22 protein-coding genes are annotated in these 26,037 nt (G+C 60.2%); 2 read left to right on the forward strand and 20 right to left on the reverse strand.

Features of this window, described 5'->3' with window-relative positions:
- Positions 1-169: 169 nt before the first annotated feature.
- The 10 genes from brnQ to sdhC form a co-directional block, all read right to left on the reverse strand.
- The gene (brnQ, locus tag IFT99_RS18095) at positions 170-1,483 is read right to left on the reverse strand and encodes a branched-chain amino acid transport system II carrier protein (RefSeq protein ID WP_065986298.1); all 1,314 of its coding nucleotides are present in this window, start codon (positions 1,481-1,483) and stop codon (positions 170-172) included.
- A gap of 314 nt (positions 1,484-1,797) precedes the next feature.
- Positions 1,798-2,685: a succinate--CoA ligase subunit alpha gene (gene sucD, locus IFT99_RS18100; RefSeq protein WP_037009399.1), complete on the reverse strand. Its 888-nt coding sequence runs from the start codon at positions 2,683-2,685 to the stop codon at positions 1,798-1,800.
- Positions 2,685-3,851: an ADP-forming succinate--CoA ligase subunit beta gene (gene sucC, locus IFT99_RS18105; RefSeq protein WP_192134074.1), complete on the reverse strand. Its 1,167-nt coding sequence runs from the start codon at positions 3,849-3,851 to the stop codon at positions 2,685-2,687. Before sucC ends, sucD begins: the two co-directional genes overlap by 1 nt.
- Positions 3,852-4,049: 198 nt before the next feature.
- Positions 4,050-5,486, reverse strand: coding sequence for a dihydrolipoyl dehydrogenase (gene lpdA, locus IFT99_RS18110; RefSeq protein WP_065986297.1), 1,437 nt, complete (start codon positions 5,484-5,486; stop codon positions 4,050-4,052).
- A gap of 172 nt (positions 5,487-5,658) precedes the next feature.
- Positions 5,659-6,909: a 2-oxoglutarate dehydrogenase complex dihydrolipoyllysine-residue succinyltransferase gene (gene odhB, locus IFT99_RS18115; RefSeq protein ID WP_065986296.1), complete on the reverse strand. Its 1,251-nt coding sequence runs from the start codon at positions 6,907-6,909 to the stop codon at positions 5,659-5,661.
- A gap of 42 nt (positions 6,910-6,951) precedes the next feature.
- The gene (locus IFT99_RS18120; protein WP_065986295.1) at positions 6,952-9,783 is read right to left on the reverse strand and encodes a 2-oxoglutarate dehydrogenase E1 component; all 2,832 of its coding nucleotides are present in this window, start codon (positions 9,781-9,783) and stop codon (positions 6,952-6,954) included.
- A gap of 269 nt (positions 9,784-10,052) precedes the next feature.
- Entirely contained in the window at positions 10,053-10,757 is a 705-nt protein-coding gene (locus IFT99_RS18125) for a succinate dehydrogenase iron-sulfur subunit (protein WP_065986294.1), read from the reverse strand.
- Between the two features lie 11 nt (positions 10,758-10,768).
- Positions 10,769-12,541: a succinate dehydrogenase flavoprotein subunit gene (gene sdhA / locus IFT99_RS18130; RefSeq protein WP_192134076.1), complete on the reverse strand. Its 1,773-nt coding sequence runs from the start codon at positions 12,539-12,541 to the stop codon at positions 10,769-10,771.
- A gap of 3 nt (positions 12,542-12,544) precedes the next feature.
- Entirely contained in the window at positions 12,545-12,913 is a 369-nt protein-coding gene (gene sdhD / locus IFT99_RS18135) for a succinate dehydrogenase, hydrophobic membrane anchor protein (RefSeq protein WP_065986292.1), read from the reverse strand.
- A complete protein-coding gene (sdhC, locus tag IFT99_RS18140) occupies positions 12,907-13,281 on the reverse strand; it encodes a succinate dehydrogenase, cytochrome b556 subunit (RefSeq protein WP_065986291.1) in 375 nt (124 codons plus the stop codon). The genes sdhD and sdhC overlap by 7 nt, the downstream gene beginning before the upstream one ends.
- A 362-nt stretch (positions 13,282-13,643) precedes the next feature.
- On the opposite strand from sdhC, the gene gltA reads away from it, so the two are divergent.
- Positions 13,644-14,933, forward strand: a complete 1,290-nt coding sequence (gene gltA, locus IFT99_RS18145; RefSeq protein WP_037009384.1) for a citrate synthase — start codon at positions 13,644-13,646, stop codon at positions 14,931-14,933.
- An 84-nt stretch (positions 14,934-15,017) separates the two neighbouring features.
- Here the strand turns inward: gltA and IFT99_RS18150 are convergent, their stop codons facing one another.
- The 9 genes from IFT99_RS18150 to IFT99_RS18190 all read right to left on the reverse strand — a co-directional run bounded on the left by IFT99_RS18150 (position 15,018) and on the right by IFT99_RS18190 (position 22,260).
- The gene (locus tag IFT99_RS18150; protein ID WP_192134078.1) at positions 15,018-15,626 is read right to left on the reverse strand and encodes an START domain-containing protein; all 609 of its coding nucleotides are present in this window, start codon (positions 15,624-15,626) and stop codon (positions 15,018-15,020) included.
- Positions 15,627-15,671: 45 nt separating this feature from the next.
- Positions 15,672-15,929 carry a YkgJ family cysteine cluster protein gene (locus IFT99_RS18155; protein ID WP_192134080.1) on the reverse strand — a complete coding sequence of 86 codons (258 nt, stop codon included), beginning with the start codon at positions 15,927-15,929 and terminating at the stop codon, positions 15,672-15,674.
- A 95-nt stretch (positions 15,930-16,024) separates the two neighbouring features.
- The gene (locus IFT99_RS18160) at positions 16,025-16,705 is read right to left on the reverse strand and encodes a translation initiation factor 2 (protein WP_192134082.1); all 681 of its coding nucleotides are present in this window, start codon (positions 16,703-16,705) and stop codon (positions 16,025-16,027) included.
- Between the two features lie 140 nt (positions 16,706-16,845).
- Complete coding sequence (locus IFT99_RS18165; RefSeq protein ID WP_192134084.1) at positions 16,846-18,285, reverse strand: aminotransferase-like domain-containing protein; 1,440 nt, start codon at positions 18,283-18,285, stop codon at positions 16,846-16,848.
- 151 nt (positions 18,286-18,436) lie between these two features.
- Positions 18,437-19,252, reverse strand: coding sequence for an OmpA family protein (locus IFT99_RS18170; protein ID WP_192134086.1), 816 nt, complete (start codon positions 19,250-19,252; stop codon positions 18,437-18,439).
- Positions 19,249-19,602 carry a DUF4398 domain-containing protein gene (locus tag IFT99_RS18175; RefSeq protein ID WP_192134316.1) on the reverse strand — a complete coding sequence of 118 codons (354 nt, stop codon included), beginning with the start codon at positions 19,600-19,602 and terminating at the stop codon, positions 19,249-19,251. Before IFT99_RS18175 ends, IFT99_RS18170 begins: the two co-directional genes overlap by 4 nt.
- A gap of 21 nt (positions 19,603-19,623) precedes the next feature.
- A complete protein-coding gene (locus tag IFT99_RS18180; RefSeq protein WP_446731143.1) occupies positions 19,624-20,445 on the reverse strand; it encodes a substrate-binding periplasmic protein in 822 nt (273 codons plus the stop codon).
- A gap of 136 nt (positions 20,446-20,581) precedes the next feature.
- Positions 20,582-21,511: an electron transfer flavoprotein subunit alpha/FixB family protein gene (locus tag IFT99_RS18185; protein ID WP_065986284.1), complete on the reverse strand. Its 930-nt coding sequence runs from the start codon at positions 21,509-21,511 to the stop codon at positions 20,582-20,584.
- The gene (locus IFT99_RS18190) at positions 21,511-22,260 is read right to left on the reverse strand and encodes an electron transfer flavoprotein subunit beta/FixA family protein (protein WP_065986283.1); all 750 of its coding nucleotides are present in this window, start codon (positions 22,258-22,260) and stop codon (positions 21,511-21,513) included. Before IFT99_RS18190 ends, IFT99_RS18185 begins: the two co-directional genes overlap by 1 nt.
- 562 nt (positions 22,261-22,822) lie before the next feature.
- Here IFT99_RS18190 and IFT99_RS18195 point away from each other — a divergent pair.
- Positions 22,823-24,487 carry a 4Fe-4S dicluster domain-containing protein gene (locus IFT99_RS18195; RefSeq protein WP_192134090.1) on the forward strand — a complete coding sequence of 555 codons (1,665 nt, stop codon included), beginning with the start codon at positions 22,823-22,825 and terminating at the stop codon, positions 24,485-24,487.
- 507 nt (positions 24,488-24,994) lie between these two features.
- Here the strand turns inward: IFT99_RS18195 and IFT99_RS18200 are convergent.
- Positions 24,995-25,900: an AraC family transcriptional regulator gene (locus IFT99_RS18200; RefSeq protein WP_192134092.1), complete on the reverse strand. Its 906-nt coding sequence runs from the start codon at positions 25,898-25,900 to the stop codon at positions 24,995-24,997.
- Between the last annotated feature and the right edge of the window lie 137 nt (positions 25,901-26,037).

Consider the following 26,037-nt stretch of genomic DNA (forward strand, 5'->3'; position numbering starts at 1 on the left):
ATCCGATGCCAGGTATCTGGCATCGGATTTTCTAAGAACCCCGGCTGTGGTTCAAATGCTTAAGTGAACAGCATTACGCATTAAGCGGGCTTTGTTTTGTCTATCAAATGATCAGCTCTGCTTCAGAGTGATCGGCGCATCGCTTTCACGGCGCGCCAACCTCCCCCCCTCAGGCCAGTGCCTCGCTGCGCTTGCCGAGCATGCGGTCCACGACGAACGCGACGAACAGCGTGATCAGCGACGGGATCAGCCATGCCAGGCCTTGCTCGCTCAAGGGCAGATGAGCCAGCGCATCCGGCAGGTACACACCCAGCGCAGAGCCCTTCACCGCATCCACCGCACCGATCAGGAACGCCACCAGCATGACCGGCGCCACGATCCGCCCCTGCTCGTGCCAGAAATCCTTGCAGAAGCTCAACGCCACCAGTGCAATGCACGGCGGGTAGATCGCGGTCAGCACCGGAATCGAGAACTGGATCAGCTTGGTCAGGCCCAGGTTGGACACCAGCAGGGAAAACACTGCCAGCAGAATCACTAGCGTCTTGTAAGACAGGGGCAGCACGCGGCTGAAGTATTCGGCGCAGGCGCAGGTCAGGCCGACGGCGGTCACCAGACACGCCAGCGAGATCAGCACGGCAAGGAAGCTGCTGCCCAACGTGCCGAAGGTGTGTTGGACGTAGGCATGCAACACAGCGGCGCCATTGGTTGCCCCGGCAGCGATGGCGTGGCTGTCGGAACCCAGACGGAACAGGCTGATGTACACCAGTGCCAGTCCCACACCGGCGATCAGGCCGGCGATGATGGCGTAGCGGGTGATCAACCGAGGCGACTCGACACCGCGGGAGCGAATCGCGTTGACGATGACGATGCCGAAAACCAGCGCGCCCAAGGTGTCCATGGTCAGGTAGCCGTTGATGAAGCCTTGGGAGAACGGCGCGGCGACGTAGGCAGGTTCGGCAATACCGACGTCACCCGCCGGCAGGACAAACGCGGCGATGCCGAGGATGGCCAAAGCAATGATTTTCAGTGGCGCCAGGAAACGGCCGACGGTGTCGAGCAGACGACCCGGATAAAGCGAGATCCAGAACACCAGCACGAAATAAACCAGGCTGTAGAGAAACAGCGCGAGCGGACTTTCACCGGTTAAGGGCGCCAGGCCGACCTCAAACGACACCGTCGCCGTGCGCGGCGTGGCGAACAATGGACCCACGGACAGGTAGCAGACGGCGGCGAGGATGGTTCCGGCGACCTTGCCGATTGGACTGCTCAAGGCGTCCATGGCGCCGCCGACCTTGGCGAGCGCGATCACGGTGACCACCGGAAGGCCGACCGCCGTGACCAGAAAGCCCAACGCGGCCATCCATACATTGGGGCCGGCCTGGAGGCCTACGATCGGGGGGAAGATGATATTGCCAGCGCCCACGAACAGCGCAAACGTCATGAAACCCAGTGCCAGAATGTCCTGGCCTTTCAACACTTTCATTGAGGAAACCACACTGCTGAATCGGAATTAAGAAGAGGATTTCCCTGAGGGTGGGGGAAATGCTGCCCGCCCTTTTAAGACAGACCCTGAGCGCGCCGCCGCTCCTTGTGGGAGCCGACTGCACAAAACGGCGGCTAGCCTACCCTATTTGGCGCACCGATACAGGGCGGTGCGACCGCTGAACGCACGTTCGTGTCGCATATCAGAAATGTCTTACAGGATCAGGGCCTTCCCGCCGGCGCAAATCGAAACGCCAGAAACGCAAAAGCCACCCGAAGGTGGCTTTTGTTGATCAGGCAGTGAGACGAGGGCGATTAAGCCTTCTTCACTTCCCAACCGGTCAGCTCAGCCAGGGCTTTGCCGATGTCTGCCAGCGAACGCACGGTTTTCACGCCTGCGTCTTGCAGCGCAGCGAATTTCTCGTCTGCAGTGCCTTTGCCGCCGGAGATGATCGCGCCCGCATGGCCCATGCGCTTGCCCGGAGGAGCAGTCACACCCGCGATGTAGGAAACGACTGGCTTGGTCACGTGTGCCTTGATGTAGGCAGCCGCTTCTTCTTCAGCCGAACCGCCGATCTCGCCGATCATGACGATCGCTTCGGTCTTCGGGTCTTCCTGGAACAGCTTCAGGATGTCGATGAAGTTCGAACCCGGGATCGGATCACCACCGATGCCGACGCACGTCGACTGACCGAAACCGGCGTCAGTGGTCTGCTTCACAGCTTCGTAAGTCAGGGTGCCGGAACGCGACACGATACCGACTTTGCCTGGCAAGTGAATGTGACCCGGCATGATGCCGATCTTGCACTCGCCCGGGGTGATAACGCCTGGGCAGTTAGGGCCGATCAGGACCACACCCAGTTCGTCGCACTTGACCTTGGCTTCGAGCATGTCGATGGTCGGGATGCCTTCGGTGATGCAAACGATCAGCTTGATGCCGCCGAACGCTGCTTCAAGGATGGAATCCTTGCAGAACGGAGCCGGAACGTAGATGACCGAAGCGGTTGCGCCGGTTTTTTCTACTGCTTCGGACACCGTGTTGAACACTGGCAGGTTCAGGTGCGTGGTGCCGCCCTTGCCTGGGGTCACGCCGCCAACCATTTTGGTGCCGTAGGCAATGGCTTGCTCGGAGTGGAAGGTACCCTGGGAGCCGGTGAAGCCCTGGCAGATAACCTTGGTGTCTTTATTGATCAGGACGCTCATTATTTGCCCTCCGCAGCTTTGACGACTTGTTGAGCAGCGTCGGTCAGGCTGGTAGCTGCGATGATGTTCAAGCCGCTTTCTGCCAGTACTTTAGCGCCCAGCTCAGCGTTGTTGCCTTCAAGGCGAACAACAACCGGGATTTTCACGCCGACTTCTTTCACCGCGCCAATGATGCCTTCGGCAATCATGTCGCAACGGACGATGCCGCCGAAGATGTTGACCAGTACTGCAGCGACGTTGGTGTCGGACAGGATGATCTTGAACGCTTCGGTAACGCGTTCTTTGGTTGCGCCGCCGCCTACGTCGAGGAAGTTGGCTGGCTTGCCGCCGTGCAGGTTGACGATGTCCATGGTACCCATGGCCAGACCGGCACCGTTGACCATGCAGCCGATGTTGCCTTCCAGTGCCACGTAGTTCAGTTCGAACTTGGCAGCGTGGGCTTCACGTGGGTCGTCTTGCGACGGGTCGTGGAAAGCCTTCAGCTTTAGCTGACGGTACATGGCGTTGGCGTCGATGTTGATCTTGGCGTCGAGGCAATGCAGATCGCCGTCAGCCTTGATCACCAGCGGGTTCACTTCCAGCAGGGCCAGGTCGTGGTCCTGGAACAGCTTGGCCAGACCGGTGAAGATCTTGGCGAACTGAGTGACCTGCTTGCCTTCCAGACCCAGCTGGAAGGCCAGATCGCGACCCTGGAATGGCTGAGCGCCAACCAGTGGATCGATGGTCGCTTTGAGAATCTTCTCAGGCGTGTCGTGAGCGATTTTCTCGATGTCCACGCCACCTTCGGTGGACGCCATGAACACGATACGGCGGCTCGAACGATCGACTACAGCGCCCAGGTACAGCTCTTTGGCGATGTCAGTGCACGATTCAACCAGGATCTTGGTGACCGGCTGACCGTTGGCATCAGTCTGGTAAGTGACCAGACGCTTGCCCAACCACTGTTGAGCGAACGCAGCGGCGTCTTCCTTGCTGCGAACCAGCTTGACGCCGCCCGCTTTACCGCGACCGCCTGCGTGAACCTGGGCTTTGACGACCCACTCGGTTCCGCCGATCTTGTCGCACGCTTCTGCTGCTGCTTCCGGGGTGTCTACTGCATAGCCCTTGGATACTGGCAGGCCGTATTCAGCAAACAGCTGCTTACCCTGATACTCGTGAAGATTCATGCTTATTACCGTCTTCGTTAGGTACTGCGCATTCGGTGCTGCTCGTCAAAGCGTGCCGCACCACCTGTGACCGCTTCTCCCGGAGAACGCAGATCAGGCGTGAAGCCTGCCTGTGCTGCCGGGAGTTCGAGTCCAACGATCCTTCCGCGGTAAGCCCTGCGAGCAGGGCCTGCGACGGGCGGATCGTCGTGGTTATTTTCAGCGTTTTTTCTTGTTCTGGATGTGGATGGCGCCGCCATTCACTGCCAGTGCCGCTTCGTGCAGCGCTTCGGACAGCGTCGGGTGGGAGAAGACCATCATGCCGATGTCTTCGGCACTGGTGCCGAACTCCATACCGATCGCGCCCTGCTGTACCAGCTCTGCAGCGCCAGGACCAATGACGTGCACACCCAGTACACGGTCGGTCTTGGCATCAGCGATGACCTTGACGAAACCGCCGGTGTCATTCGCTGCCATTGCACGGCCGCTCGCCGCGAACGGGAACTGACCGACGTTGACTTCCACGCCTTCGGCCTTGAGCGTCTGCTCGGTCTTGCCAACCCACGCGATTTCCGGGTGGGTATAGATAACCGACGGGATCAGGTCGTAGTTCATCTGGGTCTTGTGACCCTTGATGCGCTCGACGACCATGATGCCTTCTTCGGACGCTTTGTGCGCCAGCATCAGACCACGAACCACGTCACCGATGGCGTACACGCCAGGAACGCTGGTCTCGCACTGCTCATTGACGAAGATGAAGCCGCGCTCGTCGATGTCGACGCCGCTGTCGGCAGCCAGCAGCTCGGTGGTCACCGGGCGACGGCCAACGGCCACGATCACGCGGTCGAACGTGATGTTCTGCTCGCCGTCCTTGTCGGTGTAGGTCACGACAACTTCATCGCCATTGACCTTGGAACCGGTGACGCGAGCGCCCAGCTTGATGTCCAGACCCTGCTTGTTGAAGGTCTTCTGCGCTTCCTTGGCAACGGCTTCGTCGGCGGCAGGCAGGAATTTCTCCAGCGCTTCGAGAACCGTCACTTTGGCACCCAGGCGAGCCCAGACCGAACCCAGTTCCAGACCGATGACACCGGCGCCGATGACGCACAGGCGCTCAGGCACTGCCGGGAATTCCAGGGCGCCTGTCGAATCGACGATGGTGACCTGATTGACCGGAGCCGGCGGAATGTCGATTGGACGCGAACCGGACGCCAGAATGATGTTTTCGGCTTCGATGACTTCGGTGGTGCCGTCAGGCTTGGTCAGCTCGACTTTCTTGCCGGCCAGCAGTTTGCCGTGGCCCTGCAGGGAAGTGACGCCGTTGGCCTTGAACAGGCTGGCAACGCCGCCGGTCAGGCCTTTGACGATCTGTGCCTTGCGACCAATCATGGCAGCAATGTCCATCTTCAGGTCGCTGAGCGAGATACCGTGAACACCGAACTGATTCTTGGCTTCGTAGAATTTCCAGGAGCTGTCCAACAGCGCCTTGGAGGGGATGCAGCCCACGTTCAGACAGGTACCGCCGAGGGCCAGCTTGCCCTCTTTATCCTGGTACTTCTCGATGCAGGCAGTCGTGAGACCGAGTTGCGCGGCCTTGATAGCGGCCACATAGCCGCCAGGGCCAGCGCCAATCACTACCACGTCGAATTTCTGGGACATAGAAAAGAGTTCCTCTTTAGCTGCGAGCTTTAAGCCACAAGCTGCAAGCTGATCCGTGATGCTTTACAGACGAGTTGCAGCCTGTTCATTAGGATGTTGCGACGACCCAAGCGTCGGCGCCAGGCTGCTGTAACTTGCAGCTTGACGCTTGCGGCTTGCAGCTGTCCTTGAATCAGATGTCCAGCAACAGACGCGCCGGGTCTTCCAGCAGGTTCTTGATGGTCACCAGGAAGGTCACGGCTTCTTTACCGTCGATCAGGCGGTGATCGTAGGACAGCGCCAGATACATCATCGGACGGATGACGACCTGGCCGTTGATCGCCATAGGACGCTGCAGAATGTTGTGCATGCCCAGAATCGCCGCTTGCGGCGGATTGACGATAGGGGTCGACATCATCGAACCGAAAGTACCACCGTTGGTGATGGTGAAGGTACCGCCAGTCATCTCGTCGATGGACAGTTTGCCGTCACGGGCTTTCTTGCCGAAGGTGGCGATACCGCCTTCGATTTCAGCCAGGCTCATCTGCTCGGCGTTGCGCAGCACCGGAACCACCAGACCGCGATCGCTCGACACGGCAACGCCGACGTCGGCATAACCGTGATAAACGATGTCAGTGCCGTCGATCGAGGCGTTGACGGCCGGGTAGCGTTTCAGCGCTTCGGTCGCGGCCTTGACGAAGAACGACATGAAGCCCAGGCGTACGCCGTTATGGGACTTCTCGAACAGGTCCTTGTACTTCGAACGCAGGGCCATGACTTCGGTCATGTCGACTTCGTTGAAGGTGGTCAGCATCGCCATGTTCGACTGAGCTTCAACCAGACGCTCTGCCACCTTGGCGCGCAGACGGGTCATCGGCACGCGCTTCTCGGTGCGGTCGCCAACGGCAGCCACAGGCGCGGCGGCAGCGGCAGCAGGCTTGGCGGCAGGTGCAGCGGCCGGAGCGGATTTCTTCGCTTCGATGGCAGCAACAACGTCTTCCTTGGTCACGCGGCCGTCTTTGCCTGTGCCTTTGACGCTGGACAGGTTGATGCCGTTTTCTTCGGCCAGCTTGCGGGCGGCCGGAGCGCCGATGGCGTCTTCGTCACCGGAAGCGGCGGCAGGTGCAGCAGCAGCCTGGGCAGGCGCAGCAGCCGGAGCCGATGCAGCAGCGGCTGGAGCGGCAGCGGCTGGGGCAGCGGCAGCACCGCCCTCTTCGATCGATCCCAGTAGCTGGTTCGACAGGACAGTAGCGCCCTCTTCGGCAACGATTGCGCCCAGTACACCGTCAGCTTCGGCCAATACTTCCAGCACGACCTTGTCGGTTTCGATATCGACGATCAGGTCATCACGCTTGACGGCGTCGCCCGGTTTTTTGTGCCAGGTGGCAACGGTGCCGTCGGCAACGGATTCCGGGAAAGAGGGGGCTTTGATCTCAATAGCCATTATCTGTAATTCCTTTAATTCGGTTTCTAGTGCGCGAAGGCGTTAAACGGAGAACGCGTCTTTCAGCAGTTTTTCCTGCTGTTCGGCGTGCATCGAAGCGTATCCACAAGCAGGGGCAGCGGAGGCATCACGGCCGGCATACTCGAGAACGAGGTTGCGGTTGTGATTGCCGATGCTGCGGCGCAAGTGGTGCTGACTGCTGTACCAGGCGCCCTGGTTCATCGGTTCTTCCTGACACCAGACCACGTTGGTCAGATTGGTATACGACGCGATAGCGTCCATCAGGTCGTCTTCCGGGAACGGATAGAGCTGCTCGAGACGCACGATGGCGATGTCTTCGCGGCCTTCGGCACGGCGCTTTTCCAGCAGGTCGTAGTAGACCTTGCCGCTGCACAGCACCAGACGCGTCACTTTCGCGGCATCGAGGGTGTCGATTTCCGGGATGACCGTCTGGAACGATCCATGGGCCAGATCTTCCAGTGTCGACACGGCCAGCTTGTGGCGCAGCAACGACTTCGGCGTCAACACGATCAGCGGCTTGCGCAGCGGACGGATCACCTGACGGCGCAGCAGATGGTAGATCTGAGCCGGGGTGGTCGGTACGCAGACCTGGATGTTGTGCTCGGCGCACAATTGCAGGTAACGCTCAAGACGTGCCGATGAGTGCTCCGGGCCCTGCCCTTCGTAGCCATGGGGCAACAGCATGGTCAGGCCGCACAGACGGCCCCATTTGTGCTCGCCGCTGGTGATGAACTGGTCGATCACGACCTGTGCACCGTTGGCAAAGTCACCGAACTGGGCTTCCCAGATCACCAGCGCATTGGGCTGAGTGGTCGAGTAACCGTATTCGAACGCCAGCACGGCTTCTTCCGACAGGAAAGAGTCGTACAGGTCAAAGCGAGGCTGACCGGCATACAGGTTCTGCAGAGGCACGTAGGTCGCGCCGTCTTTCTGGTTGTGCAGCACGGCGTGGCGGTGCGAGAACGTACCGCGACCAACGTCCTGCCCGGTTATGCGAACCTGATGCCCTTCAAACGCCAGCGTGGCGTAGGCCATGGTTTCGGCGTAACCCCAGTTGATCGGAAGGCCACCGACTTGCATCTTCTGGCGGTCTTCGTAGATTTTCTGGACCTGACGCTGAACCACGAAACCTTCCGGCACTTCCATCAGCTTGGCCGACAGTTCCTGCAGGGTCTTGAGGTCGAAACTGGTGTCGTGACGTGCAGTCCACGCGTGACCCAGGTACGGACGCCAGTCAACGAACAATTCCTTGTTCGGCTCTTTGACCAGGCTTTTGACAACGTGCATGCCGTTGTCCAGCGCGTTGCGGTACTCGTCGACCTTGGCCTGAGCGGCTTCGGCGTTGAGGATGCCGGCGGTGGCCAGTGCATCGGCATACAGCTCACGGGTGGTGCGCTGTTTGGCGATCTGCTGGTACATCAGCGGCTGGGTGCCACTCGGCTCATCGGCTTCGTTGTGACCGCGACGACGGTAGCAGACCAGATCGATGACCACGTCACGCTTGAACTGCATGCGGTAGTCGATCGCCAGCTGGGTCACGAACAACACGGCTTCCGGATCATCGCCATTCACATGGAGGATCGGCGCCTGAATCATCTTGGCAACGTCGGTCGCGTACTCGGTGGAGCGCGAGTCTTCCTGCTTGCTGATGGTGAAGCCGACCTGGTTGTTGATCACGATGTGGATCGTGCCGCCGGTCTTGAAGCCGCGGGTCTGCGACATCTGGAAGGTTTCCAGCACCACACCCTGACCTGCGAACGCCGCGTCACCGTGAATCGAGATCGGCAGCACTTTCTCGCCAGTGGCGTCGTTGCGACGGTCCTGACGGGCACGCACCGAACCCTCAACCACAGGGGAAACGATTTCCAGGTGGGACGGGTTGAACGCCATCGCCAGGTGGACTTCGCCGCCGGTGGTCATCACGTTGGACGAGAAGCCCTGGTGATACTTGACGTCACCGGAGCCCAGCTCGACCTTCTTCTTGCCTTCGAACTCGTCGAACAGGTCGCGCGGGTTCTTGCCGAAGGTGTTAACCAGCACGTTGAGACGGCCACGGTGGGCCATGCCGATGACAACTTCCTTGGTGCCGTAGGAACCGGAGCGCTGAATCAGCTCGTCGAGCATCGGAATCAGGCTTTCGCCGCCTTCCAGACCGAAACGCTTGGTGCCCGGGTATTTGGTGCCCAGGTACTTCTCCAGACCCTCGCCCGCCGTCACACGCTCAAGCAGATGGCTCTTGATGTCGGCGGAATAGGCAGGACGGCCACGCACGCTTTCGAGGCGCTGCATGAACCAGTTGCGCTGGTTGGAATCGACGATGTGCGTGAACTCGGCGCCGATGGTGCGGCAATATGTCTGCTGCAACGCTTCGACGATTTCGCGTAGGCTCGCTTCTTCTTTGCCGATGAACAGGTCGCCGGCACGGAATGTGGTATCGAGGTCAGCGTTGGTCAAACCGTAATGGTTGATCGACAGGTCAGCTGGCGCAGTACGCTTCCACAGACCCAGAGGATCGAGTTGCGCACCCTGATGGCCGCGCATACGGAATGCCTGGATAAGTCGCAGCACTTCAACTTGCTTCTTTTCATGCTCGCTGCTCACGCTGCCGGCAGAGACCGGTTGAGCGCGGCGCTGGTTTTTCCCCAGCAACACAAAATGATCGCGAACCGTAGAGTGCGATACATCGGTGGCAGTGCTGCCGTCAGCCGGCAACGTCTGAAAATAGGTGCGCCACTCTTCTGGCACAGCGTTAGGGTCGTGCAGGTAGAGCTCGTAGAGCTCTTCCACATAGGCAGCGTTACCACCGGAAAGGTGGGCGCTGTTCCACATGCGCTGCATCACGCTTTCTTGCATGCTTGGTCACCCTCGATTAGGGGACACCATCGGCGTCGATGCCAGCGCAAACTTGAAAAGTCCATGTGCAGCGACTTCAAGTCACTAGGGATCACGCAGATAGTCCGGGTACCAGCCCGGATGCCCCTGCTGGTTTCATTTCTTCAAAATAAGAGCTGAAGCCCTGCGACAACTGCTCAGGTTAAAACTACGGCGCCGGTTGAAGCCTGCGCCGCAGCGTTTACGGGTGCTGCAGTAGCGGGTGCTGCGGTGTTACAGATGCGGCAAACTCAGACACCGCTTTTGAGCAGCATGTTGCGCACGTGACCGATAGCCTTGGTTGGGTTCAGGCCTTTCGGGCAAACGTTGACGCAGTTCATGATGCCGCGGCAGCGGAAAACACTGAACGGATCGTCCATCGACGCCAGACGCTCTTGGGTCCGGGTGTCGCGGCTGTCAGCCAGGAAACGATAGGCTTGCAGGATCGCGGCAGGCCCGAGGAACTTGTCGGGGTTCCACCAGAACGACGGGCAGGACGTCGAGCAGCAAGCGCACAGGATGCACTCGTACAGGCCGTCGAGTTTTTCCCGCTCTTCCGGGCTCTGCAGGCGCTCGATGGACGGAGCCGGCGTGTCGTTCTGCAGGAATGGCTTCACCTTCTCGTACTGCTTGTAGAAGATGCTCATGTCGACGGCGAGGTCGCGGATGACCGGCAGGCCAGGCAGTGGGCGAACCACCAGCTTGTTGCCCTTGACCACAGCCGACAGCGGCGTGATGCAGGCCAGGCCGTTCTTGCCGTTGATGTTCATGCCGTCGGAACCGCACACGCCTTCGCGGCACGAGCGACGGTACGAGAAGCCTTCGTCCTGCTCTTTGATCAGAGCCAGTACATCCAGGACCATCAGGTCTTTGCCACCGGTGTCGACCTGGAAATCCTGCATGAACGGCGCGGCGTCCTGATCAGGGTTGTAGCGATAAACACTGACTTGCAACATGGCGGTCACCCTTAATAAGTCCGAATCTTAGGCTCAAAAGTCGGAACAGTTTTTGGCAAGAAGTTCACGGCACGCTTGGCTACGCGCTTGTCACCCGGGAAGTACAGGGTGTGACACAGCCAGTTCTCGTCGTCGCGATCTTCGAAGTCTTCACGGGCGTGAGCGCCACGGGACTCCTTGCGATGCTCTGCGGCGATCGCCGTTGCTTCAGCGACTTCCAGCAGGTTCTGCAGCTCCAGCGCTTCGATCCGGGCAGTGTTGAATGCCTGGCTCTTGTCGTTGATCTTGACGTTGGCGATGCGCGTGCGCAGGTCAGCCAGCTGGGCGATACCCTTCTGCATGTATTCGCCGGTACGGAACACACCGAAGTAGTTCTGCATGCAGCTTTGCAGCTCTTTGCGCAGGGTAGCGACGTCTTCGCCATCGGTGCGCGAGTTCAGGCCATTGAGGCGAGCCAGCGCAACGTCGATGTCGGTTTCGGAAGCGCGACGGTAGTCGACGCCTTCGTTGAGTGCCTGCTCCAGGTGCAGACCGGCAGCACGGCCGAACACCACCAGATCGAGCAGCGAGTTGCCGCCCAGACGGTTGGCACCGTGAACCGATACGCATGCCACTTCACCCACCGCGAACAGGCCCGGGATGATGGTGTCGACGCCAGCGGCGTCCTGGGTGATCGCCTGACCATGAATGTTGGTGGCAACGCCGCCCATCATGTAGTGGCAGGTGGGCACGACAGGGATTGGCGCAACGGCCGGATCGACGTGTGCGAAGGTCTTGGACAGTTCCATGATCCCTGGCAGACGGCTGTGCAGCACTTCCTCACCGAGGTGATCGAGTTTGAGCATCACGTGGTCACCGTCGGGACCGCAACCGTTGCCGGCGATGATCTCTTTAACCATCGAGCGAGCCACAACGTCACGACCGGCAAGGTCCTTGGCGTTTGGCGCGTAACGCTCCATGAAACGCTCGCCATGCTTGTTGATCAGGTAACCGCCTTCACCACGGCAGCCTTCTGTGACCAGTACACCTGCGCCGGCGATGCCGGTCGGGTGGAACTGCCACATTTCGATGTCCTGAACCGGAACACCGGCACGCAGCGCCATGCCCACGCCGTCGCCGGTGTTGATCAGGGCGTTGGTGGTGGAGGAGTAGATACGGCCAGCACCGCCAGTGGCCAGTACAGTCGCGTCAGCGCGAATGTAGGAGGTTTCACCGGTTTCGATGCAGATGGCAATGATGCCGACGAACGCGCCGTCCTGGTTCTTCACCAGGTCAACGGCGTAGTACTCGTTGAGGAATACAGTGCCGGCCTTCAGGTTGGCCTGATACAGGGTGTGCAGCAGTGCGTGACCGGTACGGTCGGCAGCAGCACAGGTACGTGCAGCCTGACCGCCCTTGCCGAAGTCTTTCGACTGGCCGCCGAACGGACGCTGATAGATGCGGCCCTGCTCGGTACGGGAAAACGGCAGACCCATGTGCTCGAGCTCGAACACGGCTTCCGGGCCCACGGAACACATGTATTCGATAGCGTCCTGGTCACCGATGTAGTCGGAGCCCTTGACGGTATCGTACATGTGCCAGCGCCAGTCATCGTTCGGATCAGCCGAAGCGATGGCGCAGGTGATGCCACCCTGTGCGGAAACGGTGTGGGAGCGAGTCGGGAAAACCTTGGTGACTACAGCGGTCTTGTGGCCGCCCTGAGCCAGCTGCAATGCGGCACGCATGCCCGCACCGCCGCCGCCAATGATAATGGCGTCGAATGAAAGCGTATTAATGTTAGCCATGAATCAGATACCCCAAAGAATCTGCACACCCCAGACGAAGTAAGCGAACATCGCAATGCCGCACACCGCCTGAAAAAGGAAACGCACCACTGTCGCGGAGTTGCCCAGCGCCATCGGCGTCAGGTAATCGGTCGCGATGGTCCACATGCCAACCCAGGCGTGAGCCGCCAGGGCAACAAGGGCCAACAGGCTGAAGATGCGCATTGCGTTATGGGAGAACAGCGCGTGCCACGTGGCGAAATCAAGGCCAGGGTGCGCGATCAGGTACCCGATCAGGAAAATGAAATAAGCCGCGAGTACGACGGCGGAGACGCGTTGCGCCATCCAGTCATACAGGCCCGAACGAGAAAGGTTAGTGACGTTGGTTACCATATCCACACTCCTGCCAGAACGATCACCACCACAGACACGGCGATAACAATTTGAGAGCCCCGCTTGCCGCCTTCCAGCGTCTCGCCGATGCCCGTGTCCATGATCAGATGACGGACGCCCGCCACCAGGTGATAAAGCAGTGCGGACAGAAGAGCCCAGATCACGAACTTGGCCAGCGGACTGGTCAGTCCCGCTTTCACCGACGCGAAGCCTTCCTCGGAGTCGAGCGACAGGTCCAATGCATAAAGCATGATGGCAATGCCGACGAAGAGGATGACACCGGAAATACGGTGAAGGATGGACGTGTAAGCAGTGATAGGGAGTTTGATGGTCCTTAGGTCTAGGTTTACAGGTCGTTGGCTTTTCACGGCTTTTTTTCACACTGAAGAGCCCTAACACTCAGGGCAAGTTGTTGGGAAGTGTACTGGTCAGGTACCCACTACCCAGGAAGTGACCAACCCCGTTGAATCAGGCCTGAAAGCCCCTGGCGGTCGGACGCCGAGTATAGACAGTTAGCCCGCTAATGACAACGCGCAGACCCTGTCCCAAGGGTGGATTGCTTTAGCCCGATAATTGGCGTAAATGGCCCGTAATTTCGACGAAAACCATGGCTTAAAGCCCTCTGCTACAAGACTTTTGGCAAATTGACTTTAGAATTTATCTCACTATAGTGATGCGGGCCCTGCGTGGGGGGTCTGTCTGATGATTTGAAGCATAATTAGGAGGCCACATGGCTGATAAAAAAGCGCAGTTGATCATCGAGGGCGCAGCCCCCGTCGAGCTGCCCATTCTGACCGGCACCGTTGGTCCCGATGTTATCGACGTACGCGGCCTGACTGCCACCGGACGCTTCACATTCGACCCAGGCTTCATGTCCACCGCCTCATGCGAATCGAAGATCACCTATATCGATGGTGACAACGGCATTCTCCTGCATCGCGGCTACCCGATCGAACAGCTGGCCGAGCAATCGGACTACCTGGAAACCTGCTACCTGTTGCTTAACGGCGAGCTGCCAACCGCCGAGCAAAAAGCCGAATTCGTCGTCACCGTGAAGAATCACACCATGGTGCACGAGCAACTGAAGACCTTCTTCAACGGTTTCCGCCGCGACGCCCACCCGATGGCCGTCATGTGCGGTGTGGTTGGCGCCCTGTCGGCGTTCTACCACGACTCCCTGGACATCAATAATCCGCAGCACCGGGAAATCTCCGCGATCCGACTGGTCGCCAAGATGCCGACCCTGGCCGCAATGGTTTACAAGTACTCCATGGGTCAACCCATGATGTACCCGCGCAACGACCTCAGCTACGCGGAAAACTTCCTGCACATGATGTTCAACACGCCGTGCGAGATCAAACCGATCAGCCCGACGCTGGCCAAGGCCATGGACCGGATCTTCATCCTTCACGCCGACCACGAACAGAACGCCTCGACGTCCACCGTGCGCATGGCAGGCTCGTCGGGCGCCAACCCGTTTGCCTGTATCGCAGCCGGTATCGCCGCGCTCTGGGGCCCTGCCCACGGCGGCGCCAACGAAGCCGTGCTGACCATGCTCGATGAGATTGGCGATGTGTCCAACATCGACACCTACATCGCCAAGGCCAAGGACAAGAACGATCCGTTCAAGCTGATGGGCTTTGGCCACCGGGTTTACAAGAACCGCGACCCGCGCGCCACCGTGATGAAGCAGACCTGCGACGAAGTCCTGCGCGAGCTGGGCATCACCAACGACCCGCAGCTCGAACTGGCCATGCGTCTTGAAGAGATCGCCCTGACCGACCCTTACTTCATCGAACGCTCGCTTTACCCGAACGTGGACTTCTACTCGGGCATCATCCTCAAGGCGATCGGCATCCCGACCAGTATGTTCACCGTGATTTTCGCCCTGGCGCGAACCGTCGGCTGGATCTCCCACTGGAAGGAAATGCTGTCGAGCCCTTACAAGATCGGCCGTCCACGCCAGCTGTACACCGGCGAAGTGTCGCGGGACATCGTTCCGCTGGCCGAGCGCAAGTAACTCGGCAGCACCCGCGAAGACACAAAAAAGGCTGCACTCGGGCAGCCTTTTTCGTTTGTCGCTTGAGTGTTGCGGGCGAACCGATCAGTTCTTCTCTGCACGCTCCTTGAGCGCCTTGAGCGTATTGAACGGCGCGTCCACCACGAACTTGTTCGCCAGCCACGACGGCACGCTGCCGCCCGGCTCGGTGTGCACCTGATAGGTGACCTCGGTCAGATTCTCGCCTTTGGGCACGAACTTCCAGAACCCCTCGACCTGCGCCACCCGCACAAAGCCCTTCTCTTCCGGGATGTACTTGGGGTCGCCTTCCAGCTGACGGGTCATGCTGCCATCGGCGCCCTCCACTGTGGTGACCTTCAACACCGAATCCCGGGGTGTGACCGGCCAGGGCGTGTTGAACTGGGAATAGGTCCAGGTCTTGTCGCCCTCATGCTTGAGTATCTTCTGCAGTTTGCATTCGTGAATCCAGGCACAGGCGCTGACCACGTCTTCCTGCAACGCACGGAGCTTGCCGATGCTCGCCTTGATGGTGGTCACGCCCTGATAGGCCTTGTACTGCGACCCGGGGAATTCGCTGAGTGAGACCTTGATCCCTGCCTCGTTCTTCGCGACTTTCCACTCCTCAGCCTGCGCCGAAGCCGCCACCCATACAGTCAGTCCCAATCCGAAAGCAATGCGGTACAGCGAACTCATATGTTGTTCCTTATTGTTGAAGTTCAGTCGTGCCTCGGCCGCAATTCACGCCACCGATGTCATCTTTTCCCACCAGCCAATCAGCCGGATCGCATCCTCGGGACCGCTGCCACACACTTCGGGCTCCGCTGCAAACTCGCCACATACCGCCGGCCTCCCCGGCTGCCCGAAGATTGCGCAGAGCATGTTCACCGACAGGTGCAGGCAGCGCATGCCGGCGGGTTTGCCGTTGGGCATTCCAGGGATCGGTGATGTGATGGACGGCGCGATGCAGCACGCGCCGCAGCCTGAACGGCATTCCATGGAGAGAACCTGTGTGGCAGTGAGGACGATGGCAGGATCTTACGCGCTAAAACACACGTTTGAAAATCGGGTCCTGCGACCGCGCCGTGCGTTCATCACTTTTTAAAGGTGAAATCCAAGGCAGCGCCTTCCACGTCCTTGCGTGCCTCATTACGCAACTGCAAATCCATTTCATTGCTCAGCAGACGGCCTTGCATCTGGAAGTCTGGGTCCGCATCCGCATCCGGGAACATTTTAGGCAGCAGCGGCTTGGCGCCAGTTGACTGGGCTTTGGACTTTGACGCCGAGGAGATCACATTCGCCGGAGGGGTCAGTTGCTTAACCATCTCGGGCGGGAGACTCAGGTCGAGGGGCACCTTGTTCAGGCGGGTCTCCTTGACCACTTGAGACGCCGATTTGCTCTTGCTGGCCACCGGCGCACGCCGCGCGACTTCGGCGTTATCCGCTTTAACCTTGGCAGATTTGGCGTTGGCACCAGCGGACTTACCGTCCGCAGCCTTGACATCGGTGACCGTCCGCGGCGCTTCAGCCGACGCCTTACCCGACGCGACTACAGGCACGGCAGGAATGTTCGGCGCCAGCGAATGGACCGCAGTCGCATCCGCAGCAGGCTTGTCCGCCAGCGCAGGCGCGGACTCAGGCTCTGACGCTGGCTTCGCTGCTTTTGCAGCTTCGGCCGGCGCAGCGTCACCCGCAGCAGGCGCAGAAGCGGTAGCTTTCGCCGGTGGGGTGGGCGCTTTATCGGCATCACAGGCGCTCAGCAACACCAACAACATCACACTTAAACAACGCAGTGATTTCATAGTCTGAACGGCAGTAAGTAAGACAGGGGCCATATGCTGGCCCGTTGCACGGCGGCTGACAAGTTCCCTGTCAGCCTCCCTCGATAGTATGGAAAGCTGGCGGCCCTACGAGTTCACCACGATTGCCCGGCGTCCTGGCATAACTGCTTGGCGAGCATGCCCACCGTCATCAACGCCCTCTCCGCTTCACGGTTCCACGGCAGCCCGCAATTCAGGCGAATGCAATGGTTGAACTGCTCGGTATTACTGAAGATCAGGCCCGGCGCGATGCTGATGCCCTGCTCCAGCGCGCGCACGTGCAACTCCTGAGTGTTCACCCGCCCCGGGAGGCTGATCCACAGGATGAACCCGCCCGCAGGCCGGCTGATCTGCGTGCCTTCGGGGAACATTTGCTGCACGGCGAGCTGGAAGGCGCTCAGATTCTTGCGGTGCTCCTGACGGATAAAGCGCAAGTGCCGGTCATACCCGCCGTTTTCGAGGTAGGACGCCACCGCCATCTGCGTCACGCTGCACGCCGAATGGGTGCTGAAGGTTTGCAGGCGCTGGATTTCCGCCTGGTACTTCCCGGCGATCATCCAGCCGATCCGCACGCCCGGCGACAGGGTCTTGGAGAAGCTGGAGCAGTAGATGACGTGGCCCAGCCGGTCGAACGCCTTCAACGCCTTGGTCTTGTTCTGCTCGTACATCAGCTCGCCGTAGATGTCGTCCTCGATGATTTGGATGTCGAAATCCGAGGCCAGGCGCAGCAGGTGTTTCTGCCGATCTTCCGGCATGGTGCTGCCCAGCGGGTTGCTCAGCCGCGACGTCATCACCAGCGCCTTGATCGACCACTGATTGGCCGCCAGTTGCAGCGCTTCCAGGCTGATCCCGGTGTTGGGGTCGCTGGGGATTTCGATGACTTTCAAGCCAAGCAGATCGGCCAGTTGCAGCAGGCCGTAATAGGTTGGGGATTCTGCAGCGATCAGGTCACCGGGGCTGGTCAGCACCCGCAGCGACATCTGCAGCGCATCGACGCAGCCATGGGTGATCACCACTTCCGAGGGGTCGATCACCACGCCAGCGTCACGCATGCGAATCGCGACCTGACGACGCAGCGGCTCGAAGCCTGGGCTGAACATGTAGTTGAATGCGCGGGGGCTTTGAAACCGGGTGACCTTGGCCAGTTGCTGATGCAACGCGCGCAGCGGCAAGTAATCGATGTGCGGGACAGCAGCGCCAAACGCGAACACCCCTTCACGCCGCGCTTCGACCAGCACCTGCTGAATGATGCTGGCGCGGGTGACCAGGCCGGGACGCTCAACCCGCGCGATATCGGGGGTCGCCGCCGTGAGGGCCGGGGTTTGGTGCACGTAATAGCCGGACTGCGGCCGGGCTCGGATCAGACCCTGATCTTCGAGATTAGCGTAGGCCTGGAGGACGGTGGCATGGCTGACGTTGAGCTGGGAGCTCATCTTGCGCACGGAGGGCACGCGTTCGCCTGGCTGGTACACGCCCCGGCGAATGTCTTCGGCCAGCTGTTGGGCGATGCGTTGGTACAGCAACAGACTGGTCATTTCGCGTCCCTCGATCCCGTGCTTTGATCATGCGTGCGGTGACCAAAGGAGCAGGATCACCGGAACAGTTCAGAAGTGTACGGTGACAGTTCCTGTTCCGGCTAGAGGGCGCGGTGTTTGAATCACTCGGATTGTGACCGTCCGCTGCTCTTCAACGAGGCGCGCTCAGATGCCCCTTGTCGTCCGAGAAGACGATTTCGACACGGCGATTCTGTGCACGACCGCTTTCAGAGGTGTTTGCGTCCACCGGGTACTGGTCGCCATAACCTTCGACCTGAATGCGGTCTTCCTCGATGCCCAGATCAGACAGCACGTCAGCGACGGCCTGTGCCCGGTCTTTCGACAGCGCGAGGTTTACCTCACTATCGCCGGTGCTGTCGGTGTAGCCCTCGATGCGCACGACGCGCTTGGGATTGAATTGCAGGAACTGCACGACCTTAAGTACCGTGCGGTTAGCCGAGCTTTTCAGTTCGGCGCGGCCGGTATCGAAGAGCATGTCGCCGAGGGTCATCACCAGCCCCCGCTCATTCTGCTGCGTCGACAGGCTGATCACCTGATCTTCGGCCCACTTGCCCTGTTGCTGGGCGCCGGCCAGCTTGGCCTCACGCAAGGCCAACTGCAGGCGCTGACGTTCCAGCTCCAGTCGCGCGAGCTTTTCCTGATTCAGCAACAGCTTGCTGTGCTCCCGGGCGATCGCGCTGTAACGGCTGCTCAGGTACGCGTAATGACTGACGTCGTCAGCGCTGCCGATGTAGCTCGACAGGCGCTCGGCCCGGCCCAGCAATTCACCGGCACGGATCACGTCCTTCGGCGCGCTGCGCAGGACGTTGGTGTCTTCCTTGACCTTCTGGTAATCGGCAACGGCGCCCTGCAACGCCTGTTCACTGCTCTGGTGGCCGGCACAGCCAGCAAGACCGGCACTGGCCAGCAAAAGGCCGAGACTGAGGCTTCGCGCAACGGCATTCATTGGCCAGCCCCCAGCTGCTTGCGCAGACGCTCGAGGCGGATGTTGACCTGGGCCACCTGTGCTTCACTCTTCTGCGTCAGCACACGGGCCTCCGCCAGACGGGCGTCCAGCTCGGCCTGCTCAGCCTGCATGCGCGCGTCCTTGTAGGACTTGTCCGCGATGTCGACCCGGGCCTGGGTCAGCTTGGTCTGCGCTGTCACCAGGTCCGGTTCTTCATCCGTAGCGCCAACCGCGATGGCCTGGGCGACAGCCTGTTCGGTGAGTTTGAGTTGTTCGGTGGGCGCTGGGTCGTTGGCACAGCCGACGAGAGCGACGAGCACGACAGCGGCGAATACAGGCTGGATTTTCAAAAGAAAGCTCAAAACACATTCCTACTGATGGAGGGCGCTACCGGACTGCTGCAACTGGATTTTCCACAGGTCCAGGTTGCGCGTGACGGCTTCACTGGAGCGACCGGAAGCGGCCAATTCTGTCATTTTTTTCGCCAGCTGTCCGCGCAGCCATGGATCGTTGCAGGCGGAGTTGAACGACAGCGCCAGATAAAAGCCCGGACGATCGAGGGGCATGGGCTGGGTTTGCAGGTCTTTGGCGACGTCCAGCGCCTGGGTCACGGCCATCCCCGCATAGCGGCCGGCCAGGACGAACTCGACCTGCCCCGCCGCCAGTTTCTGAAAGGCCTGGAGAAGACTGGCCTGCCTCTCCAGCGTCAGGTGCGCCTTGATCGCCTCATCGAACACAGGTGTCACGCGGGTTTTTTCAGACATGGCGCCGGGATGGCTCTGCAGATCGGCCAGCGAATTGAACGGCTGCTCATGGCCGGTGCGGGTCCAGACCATGATCTCGTTCTGGGCGATGGGCGGGTGGATGAAATCCAGGGATTCCAGCTCGGCGCTGTTGAGGGGCGTGTCCGCCAGCATGTCCATGCGCCCGGTGCGCACCTCTTCCAGGGCCTGGCTGCGCTTGCCGCCATACAGCAGCTCGACCTTGACGCCGATCTGTTGCGCGACCTCCTTGAGCAGGTCGGCATTGGCGCCCATCAGGTGCTTGGGGTCCTGCGGGTCGCGCCACAGGTACGGCGGCGCGTCCGGGCTGCCGGTGACAATCAGCCGGTCACACTTGCCCGCAGACCAGGCCAGCGACGGCAGCAACAGCAACCCGCCCAGCAGTGAAGCCAGCGTCTGCTTTGGCGACAACATGACAACGTCCTTTTTGAGTCCATAAAAAAACCCGCCAGCTCCGACTGCCTGAGCGCTGGTTCATCGAGTGAACGATGACCGGCGCTCAGGCAGCCCGAACGAACGGGTTCTCTTTATAAGTCAGGGAAGTGGATTAAACCAGCTTCTCCAGCTCGGGGATCGCTTCGAACAGATCCGCCACGAGGCCGTAATCGGCCACCTGAAAGATCGGCGCTTCTTCGTCCTTGTTGATCGCCACGATCACCTTGGAGTCTTTCATGCCAGCCAGATGCTGGATCGCGCCGGAAATGCCGACCGCGATGTACAGCTGCGGCGCGACGATCTTGCCGGTCTGACCGACCTGCATGTCGTTGGGCACGAAGCCTGCGTCGACGGCCGCGCGGGACGCGCCAACAGCCGCACCCAGCTTGTCAGCCAAGGTGTATAGGTGTTTGAAGTTGTCGCCGTTCTGCATGCCACGGCCGCCGGAAACGACAATCTTGGCAGCGGTCAGCTCCGGACGATCGGACTTGGCCAGCTCTTCGCTGACAAAGGACGATTTGCCCGCGTCATGGGCCGCGCTGACGGCTTCAACCGAAGCAGAACCGCCTTCCGCTGCAACGGCGTCAAAGCCGGTGGCGCGAACGGTGATGACTTTCACGGCTGCCGACGACTGAACGGTCGCAATGGCGTTACCCGCGTAGATCGGGCGCTTGAAGGTGTCAGCGCTTTCGACCGAGATGATCTCGGAGATCTGGTCGACGTCCAGTTGGGCAGCAACACGCGGCAGGATGTTCTTGCCGTTGGAGGTTGCAGCGGCCAGCACGTGGCTGTAGGCCGAAGCCAGCTCGACGACCAGCGGGGCAACGTTTTCCGGCAACTGGTGTTCATAGGCTGCGTGGTCAGCCACGAGGACCTTGGACACGCCTGCGATTTTCGCAACTGCTTCGCCGACGGCACCGACATTCAGACCGGCGACCAGAACGTGAATGTCACCACCGATCTTGGTGGCCGCGGCAACGGTATTGAGAGTGGCGGGAGCGATTGCGCCGTTTTCGTGCTCAGCGATAACCAGGGTCGTCATCAGATCACCTTCGCTTCGTTTTTCAGTTTATCAACCAGTTCAGCAACCGACTTGACCTTGATGCCTGCGCTGCGGGCAGCCGGCGCTTCAACCTTCAGGGTCTTGTTGGTGGACGCAATCGAAACGCCCAACGCATCAGGGGTCAGCACTTCGAGGGGCTTTTTCTTGGCTTTCATGATGTTCGGCAGCGACGCGTAGCGCGGCTCGTTCAAACGCAGGTCAGTGGTGACGATGGCCGGCAGCTTGAGCGAAACGGTCTGCGCGCCGGCGTCGATTTCACGGGTGACGTTGACGCTGTCGCCGGACACTTCGACTTTGGACGCGAAGGTGCCCTGGGCATAACCGCTCAGCGCAGCCAGCATCTGGCCAGTCTGGTTGTTGTCGCTGTCGATCGCCTGCTTGCCGAGAATGACCAGCTGCGGTTGTTCTTTGTCGACAACGGCCTTCAATAACTTGGCCACGGCCAGGGAGGTCAGTTCGTCAGCGGATTCCACGAGGATGGCGCGATCGGCACCCAGTGCCAACGCGGTACGCAGTTGCTCCTGGGCGGTGGTCGGGCCGATGGAAACGACGACGATCTCGGTCGCCACGCCTTTCTCTTTCAGGCGGACGGCTTCTTCTACCGCGATCTCGCAGAAGGGGTTCATCGACATTTTAACGTTGGCGAGATCGACGCCGGAGTTGTCCGCTTTGACGCGAACCTTGACGTTGTAGTCGACCACTCGTTTGACAGCTACAAGAACCTTCATGGATTCCTCGTTTCTCTCCGGTGAAAAGAAAATCGCCAGGCCTTGCCCGGCGATGGGTACTCGTCAGTGTAAAGAACACCTGTGAAAACAACGTATTCGTGGTTGGTGAATGCTGATATCAGCAAAAGCGGCCACGCTACGGCGGCAATCCAAGCCAGACGTTGCCCGCCCGTGTAAACTGCAGCGCGCCGCAGGCCTGGGGCTGAGGGTTGCGCGGGGGCGATGCTCACGTTGCTTTTAGCGGTGCTCTGCTACCGACAGTTTGCACGCAGCCGACAAGGCCGGCGGCCAACTGTAGCGAGCGCAAAACCGCCCGTATCTTGACCGCAACGCCGGGTCGGGTCAATACGACATAAACGCCAGTCACAAGCCGTCTCACCATGATTTATCAGGGTTTCGGCCGATTCAAACAAACGTTTGTATTGGACCTGCGAGGTGGTGTAGATATAATGCGCGCCTTCAAGACGACACCCGGATAAATGAGCTTCCGGGGGTCGGTTTTAGCCATCTATAAAAATACGCCTAAAAAATACGCCGTTGAGCCTTGAGTAGGAGATAGCCTGTGGAACGCGAATTTATGGAGTTCGACGTCGTCATCGTCGGAGCCGGGCCCGCCGGGCTGTCTGCCGCTTGCCGCCTGAAACAGAGAGCCGCTGACGCCGGTCAGGAAATCAGCGTCTGCGTGGTGGAAAAAGGCTCCGAGGTCGGTGCTCACATCCTCTCCGGCGCAGTGTTCGAACCCCGCGCCCTCAGCGAGCTGTTCCCCGACTGGAAAGCCCTGGGCGCCCCGCTCAATACCCCGGTCAAAAGCGACGACATCTATGTGCTGACCGGTGCGGACGCCAGCCAGAAAGTCCCGGGCGTGTTCGTGCCCAAGACCATGCACAACGAAGGCAACTACATCATCTCCCTGGGCAACCTGTGCCGCTGGATGGCACAGCAGGCCGAGAACCTCGGCGTCGAAATCTACCCGGGCTTCGCGGCTCAGGAAGCGCTGATCGATGAGACCGGCGTGGTGCGCGGGATTCTCACCGGTGATCTGGGCGTCGACCGTGAAGGCAATCCGAAAGAAGGCCTGTACACCCCCGGTATGGAACTGCGCGGCAAGTACACGCTGTTCGCCGAAGGCTGCCGTGGTCACATCGGCAAGCAACTGATCAATCGCTTCAAGCTGGACAGTGAGGCCGACGCCCAACACTACGGCATCGGCTTGAAGGAAATCTGGGAAGTCGATCCGGCCAAACATCAGCCGGGCCTGGTGGTTCACACCGCCGGCTGGCCGCTGGATATCATGGGCACCGAAAACACCGGCGGCTCGTTCCTTTACCACCTGGAAAACAATCAGGTCGTGGTCGGCCTGATCGTCGACCTCTCCTACGCCAACCCTTACCTGTCGCCGTTCGACGAATTCCAGCGCCTCAAGCACCACCCGGTCCTCAAGCAGTACCTGGAAGGCGGCAAGCGCATCAGCTACGGCGCACGGGCCATCTGCAAGGGCGGCCTGAATTCGCTGCCAAAGATGGTCTTCCCCGGCGGCGCACTGATCGGTTGCGACCTGGGCACCCTGAACTTCGCCAAGATCAAGGGCAGCCACACCGCCATGAAGTCCGGCATGCTCGCCGCCGAAGCGGTGGCGGATGCGCTGTTTGCCGGCAACGAGGGTGGTGACACGCTGAACGGCTACGTCGAGGGCTTCAAGGCCAGCTGGCTGCACGAAGAACTGTTCGCCAGTCGTAACTTCGGCGCGGCGGTGCACAAATTTGGCGCGATCCTCGGCGGCGCGTTCAACTTCGTTGACCAGAACCTGTTTGGCGGCAAGATCCCCTTCACCCTGCGTGACACCACGCCGGACTATGCGTGCATGAAGCTGGCGGCCGACTCGAAGAAAATCGACTACCCGAAACCCGACGGCAAGCTGAGCTTCGACAAGCTGAGTTCGGTGTTCATCTCCGGTACCAACCACGAAGAAGAGCAGCCGTGCCACCTGAAGCTGAAGGATCCGAGCATCCCGATCAGCGTCAACCTGCCCAAGTACGACGAGCCTGCCCAGCGTTACTGCCCGGCGGGGGTTTACGAGGTGGTGACCCAGGAAGACGGCGCCAAGCGCTTCCAGATCAACGCGCAGAACTGCGTCCACTGCAAAACCTGTGACATCAAGGATCCGTCGCAGAACATCACCTGGGTAGCACCGGAAGGCGCAGGCGGCCCGACCTATCCCAATATGTAAAGGATTCTGAGTAGGACCAGCTTTAGCCGGGAATCCGTCAGCGGCCACATCGCACAATTGATGGTGCACACACTGGCCTCTTCCCGGCTGAAGCCGGTCCCACAAAGACACCGCGTAACCTTCATAGGACCAGCTTTAGCCGGCAATCCGTCAGCGGCCACATCGCACAATTGATGTTGCACACACTGGCCTCTTCCCGGCTGAAGCCGGTCCCACAAAGACACCGCGTAACCTTCGTAGGACCGGCTTTAGCCGGGAAGGCGTCAGCGGCCATCGTGCAAAATTGATGGTGCGCACACTGGCCACTTCCCGGCTGAAGCCGGTCCCACATAGACACCGCGTAACCTTCGTAGGACCGGCTTTAGCCGGGAAGGCGTCAGCGGCCATCGTGCAATTGATGTTGCACACACTGGCCTCTTCCCGGCTGAAGCCGGTCCCACAAAGACACCGCGTAACCTTCGTAGGACCGGCTTTAGCCGGGAAGCTCTTGAGGTTCAGCGTCACCCCTCACGCTGATATCTTCAGCCGCTCGCCCTCTTCCCCCGGATTGCGTTCGAAGTAGCGCTTGTACTCGCGACTGAATTGCGACGTGCTCTGATACCCGACCTTGTGCGCGACCTGCGCCACGCCCATGCCCTCGCCGATGAGCATCTGCTGAGCCTTGAGCAGCCGCACGCGTTTCAAGTACTGGACGGGTGACAGCAGCGTGCTGCGCTTGAAATGCTCATGGAAGGTCGAGGCGCTCATGTTGGCGCAGCGCGCCAGATCCTCGACACTCAAGGCCTGATCATAGTGGTCGCGCAGATGCTGCAGCGACGCGGCAATGCGCGCGAAGTGGCCGGTCTGCTCGACCAATGCCCGCAGCACCCCGGCCTGGGGACCGCGCAACGCGGCATACACCACCTCCCTGACCCGCGCCTGGCCCATCACTCGTGCGTCCAGCGGATCGTGCAGGCAGCGCAATAGCCGCTCGACACTCTCACGCATCGGCGCATCCAGCTCGGCGAAGGTCATGGATTCCGGCGTCTGCGCCTTGACCTTGACGTTCGGCGCCTCGCCCATGGCATGCACCAACTCGCCCAGCAGCGCGCGATCGATTGACACGGCGACGCCATACATCGGCGCCTCGGCCGTGGCGAAGGTTTCGCACATGAACGGCACCGACAGCGCCTGCACCAGATAATGACCGGCGCCGTATTCCAGCGTTCGCGGGCCCAGGCGCGCGAGCTTGCTGCCCTGGGCAATGATCACCAGACTCGGTTCATAGATCTGCGGGCTGCTGGCGACGTAGTAATCCCAGGACATCGCCTGCACGCCCGGGACGCGGGTGTCGACGAAACCCGGGCGCGACGCCAGCGGTTTGATGAGGGCGACCAACTCGGCGTTGGCATCGGAATGGGAAAGAGGAGACATGGGCAGCCGTACAGAGGATTTGACACCGCCATCATCGCAGATCAGCGGCGTGACGCCCTACTCGATTCGTGAAATCCGGAGGATCAGGCATGACAGGTGGAGGAATGACCATGGCCGGCAATGCCCTGCCTGGGGAC

The organism is Pseudomonas sp. CFBP 8772 (genome assembly GCF_014841665.1).
GTDB lineage: Bacteria > Pseudomonadota > Gammaproteobacteria > Pseudomonadales > Pseudomonadaceae > Aquipseudomonas > Aquipseudomonas graminis_B.